The sequence below is a fragment of the Nocardia sp. NPDC006044 genome (assembly GCF_042871115.1).
Classification (GTDB): domain Bacteria; phylum Actinomycetota; class Actinomycetes; order Mycobacteriales; family Mycobacteriaceae; genus Nocardia.
Genome location: NZ_JBIAID010000001.1, coordinates 1,084,798 through 1,099,684, shown reverse-complemented (window position 1 = coordinate 1,099,684; position 14,887 = coordinate 1,084,798). Strand labels below are relative to the sequence as shown.

The window sequence follows — 14,887 nt, the reverse complement described above, 5'->3', positions numbered from 1 at the left end:
CGATGCTCCCTGCCGGCCGACCGGTCCGCGCGCGGCGAGGGCCGGCTAACGATCCCGCCCGGAATCGGTCATTCGCCCCGGGCGTAGCGGACCGACGCCGCGACGGATTCCATGTCGAGGTTCAGGCTCGGATCGAGCGCTTGCGCCTCGTGGAATTCGAGCATGACGTCGTCGAAGGTACTGCGGCGCGCGGAGGTGATCAGGGCCTGGCGAACGTAGTCGCTCAGCGGTTGACCGGCGGCGTAGGCCCGACGGCCGAAGATCGCGAGGGCGTCGGCGGGCAGATCGTAGACATCGAAGAGGGCGACGGCGGCCGCGTCGATCTCCGGAATCAGTTCGCGGCCTTCGGACTCCAGGAATTCCACGATCGTGTCGTCGGCGCTGCGCCTGCGGGCCAGCGCGATCAGTTCCGCGCGCACGTAACCGAGCAGCGGGAGTCCGGCGGCGCGGGCCCGGCGGCGCAGCACGACGACATCGGCGTCCGGCAGGTCGTTCACGTGTAAGTCGGCCATACCCGCCAGCGTAACCCGGCGGGCACGACCGCACCGCCGGGGATGCGCTGATCGGCTGTGGCGCTGGCCAATTCGGCGATCAGCCGAAGAACGCCTCGGCCTCGCGGTAGCGCTCGTCGGGCACCCGCTTGAGCTGCTTGGTGGCCTCGGCCAGCGGGACCAGGTCGATGTTGCTGCCGTGCAACGCGACCATCTGGCCGAACTGCCCGGCATGCACCGCTTCGGCGGCGTGCAGGCCGAACCGGGTGGCCAGCACGCGGTCGTACGGGGTCGGGCTGCCGCCGCGCTGTACGTGGCCGAGCACGGTGGTGCGGACCTCCTTGCCGATGCGGCGTTCGATCTCCGCGCCGAGCTGCTGGGCGACGCCGGTGAATCGCTCATGGCCGAATTCGTCGATCCCGCCCTCACGCAACGCGAAACCGGATTCCTCCGCCGGATGCGAGCCCTCGGCGACCACGCAGATGAAGTGCTTGTCGCCGCGCTGGAAGCGGCGCTTGATCATCGCGCACACCTCGTCGACGTCGAACGGCACCTCGGGCACCAGGGTCAGGTGCGCGCCGGCCGCCATGCCCGCGTTCACCGCGATCCAGCCGGCGTGGCGCCCCATCACCTCGACCAGCATCACGCGCTGGTGCGATTCCGCGGTGGTGTGCAGCCGGTCGATCGCCTCGCTGGCGATGCTCAACGCGGTGTCGTGGCCGAAAGTGACGTCGGTGCAGTCGATGTCGTTGTCGATGGTCTTCGGCACGCCGACCACCGGCACGCCCTCGTCGGACAGCCAGCTGGCCGCGGTGAGCGTGCCCTCGCCGCCGATCGGGATGAGCGCGTCGATGCCGTTGTCGTCCAGGGTCCGTTTGATCCGGCCGAGCCCGGCGCGCAGCACGTCCGGGTTGGTCCTGGCGGTGCCGAGGATGGTGCCGCCCTTGGTGAGCAGCCGGTCGGTGCGGTCGTCATTGTGGATCTGGATCTTTCGATCCTCCAATAACCCGCGCCAACCATCCTCGAACCCGACGATCGCGTCGCCGTAGCGGCCGTTCGCGGTGCGAACGACAGCACGGATGACGGCGTTCAGTCCAGGGCAGTCTCCGCCTCCGGTCAAGACTCCGATGCGCATGGCCGCTATCTTGCCCCGCCGGGCCGCGTTCGGCAGGACGACCCCCGCCAAGCCTGGGTAATCGGCCATCAGTAGATGTACACAATCGCGCGCTCGCCGCCGTTGCAGGTGACCAGACCGTCGCGGGTGACGCATTCCATGGTGTAGTTCTGTTGCGTCGCCGGGCTGAACGCGATGACCTGCCGGGTGCCGTCGGCGTCGCCGCCCACGCTGTAGGCCTTACGGAGTTCCTCGGCGAAGTCGCAGCTGGTGAACACGTTGCCGATCGCCGAGTAGGTGAACCGGCCCGCGGGTGGGTATTTCGTCGCACACCCCTTGGCGGTGTCCGGCACCGGCGCGAGGGTTGGCGTGACGGGTCCGGGGAAGATCGCGTCGCGCTCGAGCCAGCCGATCGCGCCCGCGAGTGCGAGCACGACCACAAGCGCACCGGCCACCTTGACCCATGTGCCCCGGGACGAACTCTTCACCGGGCTCGGCGTCTCCGGCTCATCCGCTCCGGCCGGTGCCACTACGGCGGGCTCAGGACCGGTATCCGGCTGGTTCGGCTCCTGGACCCGGTGCGGTTCCCGGCGAGCGACCTCGCCGCGCCGCGGTTCCGGTGGCCGCACGATCCGGTTCGACCCGGGTTGGCTGGGCGAGAGCGGTCGCGCGATCGCGTCGGTGGGCAGGGAATTCGCGATCGCCGGTTGCGATCCGACGTTCGGGAACACCACCGTGGGCGGCGCCTTCGGCCGCACCGATCGCATTCGATCGGTGGGCAACTCGGTCACCGCGACGACCGCGCGGCCGGTCAGCGCCGACTTCGCCGCCGATGCCAGCCCGCTCGCGGTCGCGTAGCGATCCGTCGGCCGCTTGGCCATGCCGCGCGCGACCACCTCGTCCAATGCCGCCGGGATGCCGGGCCGTACCACACTCGGCCGCGGCGGCGGCATCGAAAGATGCGAGCGGATCAGCACACTCATCTCGTTGGCCCGGAAAGGCTGTGTGCCGGTGAGGCATTCGAACAGGACACAGGCGAGCGAGTAGACGTCGGCGGTGCCGGTGATCGGGCCGTTCTCGAAACGTTCCGGCGCGATGTAGCTGTAGGAGCCGACCGCGGCCGCGCCGGTGCCGGTCATGTCGGGATCCTTGGCGGACCTGGCGATGCCGAAGTCGGCCAGATAGGCGAAGTCCGAGGCGGTCACGAGGATGTTGGCGGGCTTGACGTCGCGGTGCACCAGGCCCTCCGCGTGCGCCGCGTCCAACGCCGCGCCGATCTGCTCGATGATGCCGATCGCGCGGGCGGGGGTCAGCGGTCCCTCGCCACGCAGCACCGAGCGCAGGTCGTGGCCGCGGACCAGGCGCATGTCGATGTAGAGCACGCCGTCGATCTCGCCCCAGTCGTGGATCGGGATGACGTGCGGTTCGCCGACCCGCGCGGCCGCCTGCGATTCGCGGCGGAATCGCTGCTGGTACATCGGGTCTTTGGCGAGCGCGGTCGGCAGCAGTTTGACCGCGACGACCCGGTCCTTCACCGTGTCGTAGGCCTCGTAGACCTCGCCCATGCCGCCGCGGCCCAGCAGCGAGCGCAGCTCGTAAGGACCGAATCGAGTCCCGATCCTCGTCCGCGGTCCGTCCACCCCGTCACCTCCACTCACGTGCGCGACCCGGCGCACCGTAGGCCCGGCGGCCTACATCCGATAAGTCGGGATTCTCAGGGGTACCCGTTACCCGGTCAAGTTCGGCGGATCAGGCGGCGCAGTGACCGCCGGCCAGCTCGTTCAGGTGCTGGGAAATAACCGTGGAGAGCTTGTCCAGCATGGTCATCCCGTCGGAGAACGCGCCGGAATCCGGCTGCGCGGCGAACGCGACCGCCAGCTGTCCGGTGGGGGTCGAGATCAGCCCGAACTGCCGCACCAGGTACGCGCCCGACGCGTCCGGACCCCAGCCGCCCTTGAACTCGGCGCCGCTGAACGCGCCCAGGCCCCAGCGCTGCGCCGCCTGGACCTGTTCCATCAGATTGATCACCGGCGCGGACTGCGGCAGGCAGGGCAGCCGCGAGGCGAACCGAACCTGGTCGGCGAGTGACCAATCCGCCTGCCCGAAGGCCGAGTTCTCCGGCCTGGACCGGGTGGCGGGCACGGTGGTCTTGGCGTCGCCGCCCTCCCGCAGCACCGACTGAACCGCCTGCGCCGCTTCCTGATTGGTGCCCAGCGATTGCCACAGCGTGTCGGCGGCGGCGTTGTCGGAGGCGGTGATCGCGGCCGACGCGGCATAGCTCGGGCTTCCGCCCGACAGCCGCAGCGCGGCAATCGTCAACGGCACCTTCATGGTCGACCAGGCGGGGCCGGTGGTCCAGTCACCGAAGCTGACCACCTGGTCGCCGCCGACCGGCATGATCGCCAGGCCGAGATGGCCGCGGGTACTGGCCTGTAACTCGGCGACGCCCGCGGCGAGCGTGCCGGGAACCGTGATGGACAGACCCTTCTGGTCCGCGTGCGACGCCGCCGCGGTGATGCTGGTCTCCGCCGCGTCCGAGCCGTTGCCGCCGGATCCACATCCGGCCACCAGGAATACGGTTAATGCCGCGTAGCCCAATGCTTTTCGCACACGAGCCACCCGGGGTCGATCAATATACATACACCACCGCATTTTCGCCGCCACTACACGTGACGAGCTGGCCTTCGCTGAGGCAATTCATCGTGTAGGTCCGGCCGGTGACCGGACTGGTCGCCACGACCGAGCGCGACGACTCCCGCGACGCCGTGCTCGCGGTATTCGATTCGGCGTACGCGCGCCGGACTTCCTCGGCGAACGCACAGGTGGTCGCGGCGGATCCGGTGGCGGACTTGGTGAATGAGCCCGCGGCCGAACTGCCCTGAGTGCACGGCTTGGCGCCGGCGGGCAGGGTGACCGTGGTCGGCTTGGCCGGCGTGGACGCGACCGGCGGGGGCGAGGAACTGCCCGGCGCCGGGGGCTGCGCGCTCGCCGTGGGTACCGGTGCGCCGGCCTGCTGGTCGGCCGGTGGCGCGACATTGCGGGAGGTGAAGACCTGCCAGCCGATCGCGCCGACGACGGCGATCACCACGATCACCACCACGCCGATCAGGATCGGCAGCACGACGGAGCGGCGCTTGCCGGTCGAGGCGTACGAATCCGCTTCCGGCCCATAGTCTTCGTAGTCGTCCGCGTAGCCGGGCTCCGCGTACTCGCTCTGCGCGGCGTAGTTGCTCGGCGGCGGATAGTCGGGGCGTGCGTGGCCGCCGCGGGCGGAATATCCACCGGCGCCGTAATACTCGTCGGGCTCGGAATACGCCTCCGGCGCGTGGTAGTTGCCCGGAGCCGAATAGGCCTGGGTGGCCGAATGATCGGGCGGGTAGTCGTCGGCGGGCGGCGGGAAACCCGGCGGGTCCGGGAATTTCGCCGTCTCGTACTGCTGGGGATCCGAGTATGCCTGCCCGCCCGCGTAGGGCTCGCTCTGCGAATAGGCCTGCGCGCCGGGGTGTTCGATAAACGCCGTGGGCTGGTCCGAATATGCCTGCACCCCAGGTCGTCCCGCATACGGCGGTTCGGGTTCATCCGAATACGGCTGTCCACCATGTGGTTCCGGGAACGGTCCGCCCGCCTGATCCGAAAGCGGTTGCCCTCCGCGGGAGCCCGGGTACGGTCCGTCCGGCGGATCCGCATATGGCTGTCCGGCAAGCGGTTCTGGGAACGGTCCGCCCGCCGGATCCAAGTACGGCTGCCCGCCGCGCGGTTCTGGGAAAGGTCCGCCCGGCCGATCCGGGTACGGCTGGTCTCCACGCGGTTCCGGGTGCGGCCCGCCCGACTGACCCGGGTACGGCTGACCACCACGCGGTTCCGGATACGGCCCGCCCGGCTGGTCCGCATACGGCTGACCACCACGCGGTTCCGGGAACGGTCCGCCCGACTGATCCGGATACGACTGTCCGCCAGGTTCGTCGGAGTACGGTCGTCCCGCGCCCGGATCCGGGTACCGCGAGCCACCGGACTGCGCCGAGAACGGCTTGTCCACCTCCGGATACCGCTGCTCACCGGGCTGCTCGGGATACGGCTGGTCCGAGTACGGCTGTCCCCTGATCGGGTCCGGATAGGGCACGCCGACCGGACGATCCGGGTACGGTTGCGCACCGGATTGCGCCGAATACGCCTGTCCGCCGGCCTCTTCCGAGTACAGATGCGCGTCCGGGAACGGCCGCACCGGCGGCAGCGCCTGCTCGGGTGTCCACCGCGGGGCCGGCCCGAACGGCGCCGCGGGCTCCGGAGGCCCGGACAACGTCGTGAACTGGATCTCGGTCGGCCGCACCACGGTCGGCGCGCCCGGCAGGATGACCGCGGAGATCTCCCCCGTCGACTCCGGCGGCACCGCTCCCGGCGCACGAACCACCAGCATCGGCCCGGTCGGCGGCGGCACGTTGGGCGCGGGTGGGTCCGCGGGAACTTCGGTCGCGGGCATCTCGGCCGTGCCGGTCGGCGGCGCACTCGACAACGCGGCCCGCGCGGCCAGCGCCAGCGCGGCGGCGGTCGGCCACCGGTCGGCCGGATCCTTGGCCATGCCCCGGCTGATCACCGCGTCCAGCCCAGCCGGGATCCCCGCCTGCTGCGCGCTCGGCCGCGGCGGTGTCTCGGAAAGATGCGACCGGATCAGCACGTTCATGCTGGCCGCCGGGAACGGCGAGGCCCCGGTCAGGCACTCGTGCAGCACACAGGACAGCGAATAGATGTCCGCCCGGCCGGTGACCTGGCCGACGTCGAACCGTTCCGGCGCCATGTAGATGTAGGAGCCGACGGCCATGCCCACGATCGTGACGGCGCTGTCGCCCTCGGTGTGCGCGATGCCGAAGTCGGCGAGGTAGGCGTGATCCGCGGCGGTGACCAGGATGTTCGCCGGTTTCACGTCGCGATGCACCAGACCGCCCGCGTGCGCGGCGTCCAGCGCGGAGGCGATCTGCTCGATGATGCCCACCGCGCGAGCCGGACTCAGCGCGCCTTCGGTGCGCAGCAGCGTGCGCAGGTCGACGCCGGGCACCAGCTGCATGTCGATGAACAACACGCCGTCGATGACGCCCCAGTCGTGAATGGGGACGATGTGCGGTTCGGCAACCCGCGCGGCCGCTTGCGATTCGCGCCGGAACCGGACCTGATAGGCGGGGTCGCCGGCGAGTTCCTCGTGCAGCAGCTTGACCGCCACCACCCGGTCCTTCACCGTGTCATAGGCCTCGTAGACCTCGCCCATGCCCCCCTTGCCCAGCAGCGATCGCAATTCGTACGGCCCGAACCGTGTACCGGTTCTCGGCCCAGGTGCCTCCACCCCGTCAATCCTCCACATCCCGGGCCAGGAGTGCACGCATAACTCTCGCGACGCCTGCCCGTCAAAGAGTGGATTCTCCGGGTGTCACCACCCCGTGGTCAAACGCAAAGACGATCGCGGCGGCCCGATCCCGCAGCTCGAGCTTGCCGAATATGTGTCCGACATGGCTTTTCACCGTGACTTCGGAAATACCGAGTTCGCGGGCGATCTCCGCGTTCACCCGGCCGCGCCCGATCAATTCGAGCACCTCGTACTCGCGCGCGGTCAGGTCCGACAGCCGGGCGGTGGTGCGGGTCGGGCTCGGCCGGACCGTCCGGTACGCGGACAGCACGCGCTCGGTGACCGACGGGTCGAGCCAGGCGCCGCCGCCCGCGACCATCCGCACCGCGCGGATCAGGTCCTCGGCGGGCGAGTCCTTGAGGATGAAGCCGGCCGCGCCCGCGCGCAGCGCGCCGGAGAGCAGCTGATCGTCGTCGAAGGTGGTCAGCACCAGCACCGGCGGCGCGCCCTCGCGAGCGCGCAGGATGCGGGTGGCGTCGATGCCGCCGACCCGCTTCATCCGCAGATCCATCAGCACCACGTCGGGCCGCTCGGCCGCGACCGCGGCGAGGACCTCGTCCCCGTCGGCGCATTCGCTGACCACGAATCCGTCGCGGCGGCGCAGGATGCGGCGCAGGCCACCCCGGACCAGCTCCTGGTCGTCCACCACCAGCACGGTGACCGCGTCCTCGGCGCCCGCGGGCGCTGCCGCCGTCACCGCACCGCCCCGGGCTCGCCGCGATGTCTCATTGCGCCTCCCGTATCGCCGACGGACCACCGTGCGGCACACCGGCCCAGGACGTGCACATCAATCCGGCCCGCACCGGCGCCAGTGGAATGGCCACCCGCACCGACCAGCCGTCGTCGTACGGTCCCGCGATCATCCGTCCGCCGAGCAGTTCGGCCCGCTGCACCATCCCCGACACACCCATTCCCGCGCCGCGCTGGGCCGGCAGCCCGGCGGGCAACGTGTTGTCCACGGTCAATATCGCCGCCGTGGCATCCACCGCGACCTGAACCAGCGCGGACGCCCCCGGCGCGTGCTTGACCACATTGGCCAGCGACTCCTGCCCGATGCGATACAGCGCGAGCCCGACCGCGGGCGAGACCGCGCTCAGATCCTCGGCGCAGAGGTAACGCACGTCGAGCCCGGCCCTGGCGAAGTCGCCGACCAGGCTCGCGATGTCGTCCACGCCGGGTTCCGGCACGTGTTTCGAGGGTCGAGCGTCGAGCAGCCCGACCGTGCGCCGGATATCGGCCATGGCTTGCCGGCCCAGCTGCTCGGCCTCGGTGAGCGAGTCCACCGCCTCGTCGACCTCGCGATCGGTCTGCAGCGCGTGCCGCGCCGCGGTGAGATGCAGCAGCGTAATGCTCAGCGAGTGCGCGATCACGTCGTGCACCTCGCGAGCGATCCGGCGGCGCTCCTCGTCGGCCGCCTGCGCCGCGCGAATGTCCTGATATCCGCGTTCCTGATAGAGGAATCGGCGCTGGTATTGCAGCAGCACCCCGGCCATCCAGCCGAACGCGATGCTGACCAGATAGGACGGCAGACCCTGAGAAAGGTTGCCGTACATATCGAACAAGACCAGTTCGACCATCATCGCGACGGTGGTCGGCACGCTGACCCGCATTCCCGCGATGGCCGACACCTCCCCCGCCGCGGCGACCAGCACGAACGGCGCGAGATCCGGCGAGACCGGCTGGACCAGGAACAGCGCCTCGGCCGCCATCGCGAACAGCCCGAGCGTCGCGGGCCGCGGCACCACCCCGAGGAACGCGTACATCGGACCGAACGCCGAGGTCAGCAGCACCGCCAGAATCGGAAGCGCGGTCGGGAAGTAGCTGTGCCGCTGGACCGCCGACGCGACCGCGACCAGCATCAGCGCCACATCGACCACGATGATGACCGAGGGCGGATAGTCGAACGGCAGTTCTTCGACCCGGCGCAGGAACGAGGCCACCGGCTGTCTGGTGAAGTCGGCGATCCGGGTGCCGGTGTGCCGCAGTCCGTCGGCGAACCTCCGGTACGCGCGGGTCATCGGCCTCGGCTCGTGCGCCGGGGCGGAGACGCCGATCACACCCATGGGCTAAGGCTAACCGCCCGGTCGCGGCCCGTACATCGTTCCTGGAGCGGGTCGCTTCTCCTACCGTGGGCGGAGACGGATTCGGGTCCCTGGCACGAAGACAACCGGACTCACTCGTCCGTAACGTGAGACCCAGCGTCACACGGAAAGGCGAGGCTCATGTCCTGGAAAGATCAGCATGCCCGCACCGAAATCGTGCACGCCGTCCTAGTCCGCGCCGCCGTCGATCCGGCCGATCCCCGGTTGTTCACCGGTATCCCGGAGCTGGAGCGGTTGTTCGGCGACGCGGACGGGTTGCTGCTCGCGCTGCGTTATCGCTGGAACATCCACCTCGACGCGAAGCTGGATCAGGCCACGGCACAGGGACAGTCGGCGCTCGAGGCCTACCTCGAGCTGGCCGCCGAGCAACCGGTGCTGCGCGCCGTGCTCGATGCCCAGTATCGTCGCCGCCAGCGCGCGCCGGAAGTCATGGCGCGGTAGTGCGGGACACGGAACTGCTGACCGACGCGGACCCGCCGGCCGACCGAACAGAGGGTGGGGCACCGATGCCGGAGCCGGCGATGCTCGAATTGTCCGGGGTCACCAAGGAATATCGCGTGGGCGGGCAGACGGTCCGCGCGCTCGACGGGATCAGCCTGCGCATCGAACCGGGCGAATTCACCTCGATCATCGGGCCGTCCGGCTCCGGCAAGAGCACGCTGCTGCACCTGCTCGGCGCGCTGGACACGCCGGACGCGGGCTCGATCCGGTTCCAGGGGCAGGAAATCGGGTCTCTCGACGACGAGCGCCAGTCCGAGTTCCGCCGCCACCGCGTCGGTTTCATCTTCCAGTTCTTCAACCTGCTGCCCACCCTGTCCGCGTGGGAGAACGTGGCGGTCCCGAAGTTGCTGGACGGCACCGGGTTACGCAAGGCGAAGCCGCGCGCATTGGAACTGCTCGACCTGGTCGGGCTGAGCGACCGGGCGCGACATCGGCCCGCCGAGTTGTCCGGCGGGCAGATGCAGCGGGTCGCGGTGGCCCGCGCCATGATCATGGATCCGCCGCTGATCCTGGCCGACGAGCCGACCGGGAACCTGGATTCCAAGACCGGTGAGTCCATCCTCGAATTGCTCGGCGAGATCGCCGGTTCCGGCAATTCGGTGGTGATGGTGACGCACGATATGGGCGCGGTGGCCTACTGCGACCGGGTGATCACGTTGCGCGACGGGCGGATCGGCGCGAACGACCTGGCCGAGCGGTCGGTCGACGCGTGATCGCCGCCGCATGGGATCGGTTGCGGCTGTTCAATATCGGCGAACTCCTGGCGCATCGCGGGCGAACCCTGATGTCGCTGGTGGTCATGGGGGTGTCGGCGGGGCTGCTGGTCGCGGTGCTGAGCATCTCCGGTTCGGTCACCGGATCGGTGGACCGGCTCACGCACAGCCTCGGCGGCCGGGCCACGCTGGAGGTCACGGGGGTCACCGACGCTGGCTTCGATCAGCAACTGCTGCCACGGATCTCGGCTGCACCGGGGGTCGACAAGGCGGTGCCGATGCTGCGCGCGCAGATCGGCAGCGGGGCCGATCGGGCATTGCTGATCGGGGCGGACCAGACCATCGGCGCACTGGGCGGTGAGCTGGCCGGGCCGATGACCGCACAGGTCGGCAAGCTGATCGCGGTGCCGAACGGGGTGCTGGTCGGGACCGGGATGGGGCACGCGGAGGGCGCGCGGTTCCGCCTCGGCTCCGGAACCGTCACCGTGGCAGGCGTTCTCGATCCGGCGACGTCGAAGCGGCTCAACGGCGGCCATCTCGTCGCGGCTCCGCTGGGGCTCGCCCAGCAGGTCACCGGGCGGGCCGGGCGGCTGGACTCGATTCAGGTCATTCCCACGCCCGGTACCTCGGTGGACACCTTGCGCACCGAACTCACCCAGGTCGTCGAGGGACGCGCGGTGGTCGCCGAGCCGAGCCTGCGCACCGCGCAGGCGGGCGGGGCGGTGCAGCTGGTGCGGTATTCCACCATGATGGCTTCGGCTGCCGCACTGATCGTTTCGGCGTTCCTCATCTACAACGCGATGAGCATGGCGATCGCCCAGCGCAGGCCGATGCTGTCGCTGTTGCGCGCGATCGGCGGCCGGCGCGGGCCGATGGTGCGCGACCTGCTCGCCGAGGCCGCGCTGCTCGGCGTGCTGGGCGGCGGGGCCGGCGCGGTGCTCGGAATCCTCATGGGGCGCATGGCGATCGGTCAGCTGCCCGCCGCCATCATGTCGTCGGTGGAGGCGCGCACCGAATACCTGGTGCCCGGCTACGCGATTCCGGTCGCCGTCGGCGCGTGCGTGCTGGCCAGCGTGATCGCGGCCGGGCTGGCCGCGCGCCAGGTGTACAGGGTGGAACCGGTCGAGGCGCTGGCGCCGGTCGGCGCCGGGCGCACCGACGCGACCGGTCCGCTGCTGCGGTGGGCGGCGATCGCGGCGGGCCTCGGGCTGGCCGTCGCGGCGGTGGTGATCGCCGAATTGGACCTGGGCCGTTATTCGCTCGGCGCCATCTCGACCGCGTTCGTCGCGGCCATCACGCTCTGTTTCGCCGCGACCGGGCCGCTGGTCCGGGCCGCCGCGGCGACCGCGCGCGCCTTCGGTGCGGCCGGCGCGCTCGGCGCGACCACGCTGGAGCGCGCGCCGCGCCGGGTGTGGGCGACCGCGATGACGGTGCTGATCGGCGTGGCGGCCACGGTCGCGATGAGCGGGGCGTCGAGGAACATGATCGATTCGGCCACCGCGACATTCGAGGATCTGGCCGAGACCGATCTGTCTGTCAGCCCGGCATCGATGGCGCAGTTCCCCACCGGACCGCTGCTGCCTACCGGACTGACCGAACAGATCGCCGCGGTCCCCGGTGTCGCCGCGGTCAGCCCGGGGCAGATGGCCTTCGCCACGCTCGGCTCCGGACGCGTGATGCTGCAGGGCTTTCCACCGAACGCGCGCCGAACCCAGATGGGCGCGCTGAACGACGCGGCGGCCGCCCGGTTGTCCGCCGGTGCGGGCGTGGCGATCTCGCGTGACGTCGCGAAATCACTCGGCGTCGGCGCCGGCGCCCAGCTGACCCTGCCGACGCCGACCGGCGAGCACACCGTGACTGTGCTGCAAGTGATTCCGTACTTCTCCGCGGTCTCCGGCGTGGTCATGATGGACCTCGACCTGCTGCGCCGCTGGTACGAGCGGCCGGGCGAGACGGTCCTGACGGTCGACTTCGCGCCCGGCGTGGATCGGGCGGCGGTGCAGGCCGCGATCCGGCAGCTGGTTCCGCCGGACATCCACGTGGACACCGGAGCGAACACGGTCACCGCGGCCGCGTCCAGCATTCGGCAGGGCTCGGCGATGAGCAACGCCATCCTCTGGATCGTCGTGCTGGTGGCCACGGTGGCCCTGTTGAACACGTTGATGCTGTCGGTGCTCGAACGCCGCCGCGAACTCGGCGTGCTGCGCGCCATGGGCACCAACCGCAGGTTCCTGATGCGCTCGGTGCTCGCCGAGGCGGCCGGGATCGGATTGGTCGGCGCGGCACTGGGTCTCGCGGTCGGCATCGCCGTGCAATACCTGGCCACCGTCGCCATGGCGCACGCGCTCACCATCGACATCGTCTACCGGCCGAGCCCGATGCTGCTGGTCTACGGAACGGCGGCGCTCGCGCTCGCCTTGCTCGGCGCGATCCCGCCGGCTCTGCGGGCGGCCCGGTTGCCGATCGTGGCGGCGCTGGCGGTCGACTGAATCCCGTTGCCTACAGCGGCAAGTCGGCGAACCACGCCTTGAACTTCGACTGGGTCATGCCGAAGCCGGAGTCCGGTTGGCTGTCGGTGAGCGTCACCTTGGCGAAGAACAGGTAGCTCGAGCGCGCCGGATCGGATTCGAAGCTCACCACTAAAAACCCGTCCGGGAACCCACCGCCGGGCTTCTGCCAGCGGTAGGTGGTGTAGGACTTACCGCCGTTGCGCTCGGTCGATTTGGTGTTCGACGGCAGGTCGCGCACGGCCGCTTCGGCATCTTCGGGCGTCTTGAACGCGACCGTGATGAAGTCGGGTTCGTTGATCGGCACGCCCCAGCAGTTCCAGCCGGTCGCCCACTTCGGGAAGCCGGGGACGTCGTCGTCGCTGGAAATCTTGTCGCCCGCCTTGGCGGTGTCCAGGAAACAGGTCTTGTCGTGATAGCCCTTGCCGCTGCCGATGCCGAACTGGGTGTCCACGCCCTGCGGGAGGATCTTCGGGAAGGCCTTGGCCACGGTCGTCGGGTCGGCGGGGGTGTCCGAGGCCGGTGTCTTGCCGAAGTCGAGCGGAGACGACGAATCCGACTTGTTCAGCTTCGCGAGCACGACGCCGCCCACGACCAGCAGGATCACGACGATGAGCGCGATCACCACGATCAGGCCGGTGTTCGAGCGGCGGGCCGGCGGCGGATAACCCGGATTCGCCGGGCCGTAACCCATCGGCGGCGGCGCGAAGGCTTGTACCGCACCGGAGTTGGGCGGATAGCCGGGGTTGCCCGGCGGGAAGGACTGTCCGGCAACGGAATTCTGCGGCGGTGCGGAATAGGCCGGGAACTGCTGTCCGCCGGTCGGATTCGACGCGTATTGCGGCGGCGAGTAGGCCGGGGTCGAGGTGGCGTAGGCGGGCGGCGACGCCGGATACTGCCCCTGACTCGGCGGCTGCGCGAGCACCGTCGGGGCGGGCGGCGGGGTGTACGGCGGCGGCGCGGGTAGCGACGGCGCGGTGCCGGAGAGCGCTTGCCGTGCGGCAGCGGCGAAGTCGAGGCAGGACTCGAAGCGCTGATCCGGCCGTTTCGCCATGGCGACCGCGATGACCATGTCCAGCGCGGGCGGCAGACCCGCGCGCCGGGCGGCCGCGGACGGCGGCGGCAACTGCAGGTGGCCGCGGATGATGTCGGCCGGGGCGGGCGAGTCGAACGGCGCGATCCCGGTCAGCAGCCAGTACAGCGCACAGGCCAGCGAGTACTGGTCGGACCGGTGATCCAGATGCGCCCCCGTCATCTGCTCCGGCGAGGCGTAGGCCAGGGTCGCGGTGAACATGCCGGTCTGGGTCAGGTGCGTGGAATCCTCACGCAGCCGGGCGATGCCGAAGTCGGTGAGGAACACCCGCTCCTTGTGGCCGCCGCTGGACCGGGCCAGCATAATGTTGGCGGGCTTCACATCCCGGTGCAGCACGCCCATGCCGTGCGCGTAATCCAGTGCCCCGGCGACGCCTTCGATGATCTGCACCGCCCGCTCGGGCGGCAGGTTGTGCGGGTTCACCGTGGCCGCGTCCACCCCGTCGACGTACTGCATGGAGATCCACAGCTGGTCGTCCTCGGTGCCGCGGTCGTAGACCGCGACGATGTTCGGGTGATCGAGCTGCGCGGCCAGATCGGCCTCGCGCTCGAACCGGGCCCGCACCTCGGTATCGGTGAACAACTCCCGGTTGAGCAGTTTCAGTGCGGTTTGCCGTGGCAATCGGGGATGCCGGGCCAGATAGACCGAACCCATGCCACCCTGACCGAGCAGCTTCTCGATGGTGAATCCGGCAAAAACCGCACCGCTGGTCAGCAACACATTCCCTTCAGGTCCACCGCGGCCCCCGGAAGTCACGTCCGAGCGCGTCGTACAGAGTTTGGAGCATAGCCGGTAACCCCGTGGCCACGCGGTTTCGAATTCTCGGGGGAAATCGGTGAAACTATGGAAGAGACATCATGGTCACGTCAACGAAGTACGGCGTGTTCATAATGGCCTCACGCCCGGTTGCCGATCGGGTCGACCCGATGAGCTAAATTTTGCACCGCCGACTGACAGCGATGACACGCACAATG

Annotated in this window: 11 protein-coding genes; 3 read left to right on the top strand and 8 right to left on the bottom strand. The window is 69.9% G+C overall.

The features are described 5' to 3' along the window. Nucleotides 1-68 precede the first annotated feature (68 nt). From ACFYO1_RS05085 to ACFYO1_RS05055, 7 genes are all read right to left on the bottom strand, one after another. Nucleotides 69-512, bottom strand: coding sequence for a hypothetical protein (locus ACFYO1_RS05085; protein ID WP_387227320.1), 444 nt, complete (start codon nucleotides 510-512; stop codon nucleotides 69-71). A 79-nt stretch (nucleotides 513-591) separates the two neighbouring features. Beyond that, on the bottom strand, nucleotides 592-1,626 hold the full coding sequence (locus tag ACFYO1_RS05080; RefSeq protein ID WP_387231687.1) for an ATP-dependent 6-phosphofructokinase: 1,035 nt from the start codon (nucleotides 1,624-1,626) through the stop codon (nucleotides 592-594). 68 nt (nucleotides 1,627-1,694) lie between these two features. Continuing rightward, nucleotides 1,695-3,245 carry a protein kinase gene (locus ACFYO1_RS05075; RefSeq protein ID WP_387227318.1) on the bottom strand — a complete coding sequence of 517 codons (1,551 nt, stop codon included), beginning with the start codon at nucleotides 3,243-3,245 and terminating at the stop codon, nucleotides 1,695-1,697. 109 nt (nucleotides 3,246-3,354) lie between these two features. After that, entirely contained in the window at nucleotides 3,355-4,215 is an 861-nt protein-coding gene (locus tag ACFYO1_RS05070) for a hypothetical protein (protein ID WP_387227316.1), read from the bottom strand. Nucleotides 4,216-4,234: 19 nt separating this feature from the next. Beyond that, nucleotides 4,235-6,937 carry a protein kinase gene (locus tag ACFYO1_RS05065; protein WP_387227314.1) on the bottom strand — a complete coding sequence of 901 codons (2,703 nt, stop codon included), beginning with the start codon at nucleotides 6,935-6,937 and terminating at the stop codon, nucleotides 4,235-4,237. Nucleotides 6,938-6,998: 61 nt separating this feature from the next. Continuing rightward, complete coding sequence (locus tag ACFYO1_RS05060; protein WP_387227312.1) at nucleotides 6,999-7,694, bottom strand: response regulator; 696 nt, start codon at nucleotides 7,692-7,694, stop codon at nucleotides 6,999-7,001. Nucleotides 7,695-7,722: 28 nt separating this feature from the next. Further along, entirely contained in the window at nucleotides 7,723-9,060 is a 1,338-nt protein-coding gene (locus ACFYO1_RS05055; RefSeq protein ID WP_387227309.1) for a sensor histidine kinase, read from the bottom strand. A 159-nt stretch (nucleotides 9,061-9,219) separates the two neighbouring features. On the opposite strand from ACFYO1_RS05055, the gene ACFYO1_RS05050 reads away from it, so the two are divergent. The 3 genes from ACFYO1_RS05050 (at nucleotide 9,220) to ACFYO1_RS05040 (ending at nucleotide 12,802) form a co-directional block, all read left to right on the top strand. Next, nucleotides 9,220-9,540 (top strand): hypothetical protein, encoded by a 321-nt coding sequence (locus ACFYO1_RS05050; RefSeq protein ID WP_387227307.1) that lies wholly within the window; start codon nucleotides 9,220-9,222, stop codon nucleotides 9,538-9,540. Between the two features lie 65 nt (nucleotides 9,541-9,605). Beyond that, nucleotides 9,606-10,313, top strand: coding sequence for an ABC transporter ATP-binding protein (locus ACFYO1_RS05045; protein WP_387227305.1), 708 nt, complete (start codon nucleotides 9,606-9,608; stop codon nucleotides 10,311-10,313). Beyond that, the gene (locus ACFYO1_RS05040; RefSeq protein WP_387227303.1) at nucleotides 10,310-12,802 is read left to right on the top strand and encodes an FtsX-like permease family protein; all 2,493 of its coding nucleotides are present in this window, start codon (nucleotides 10,310-10,312) and stop codon (nucleotides 12,800-12,802) included. Before ACFYO1_RS05045 ends, ACFYO1_RS05040 begins: the two co-directional genes overlap by 4 nt. Nucleotides 12,803-12,812: 10 nt before the next feature. On the opposite strand, the gene ACFYO1_RS05035 is transcribed toward ACFYO1_RS05040, so the two are convergent. Then, nucleotides 12,813-14,630, bottom strand: a complete 1,818-nt coding sequence (locus ACFYO1_RS05035; protein WP_387227302.1) for a protein kinase — start codon at nucleotides 14,628-14,630, stop codon at nucleotides 12,813-12,815. Between the last annotated feature and the right edge of the window lie 257 nt (nucleotides 14,631-14,887).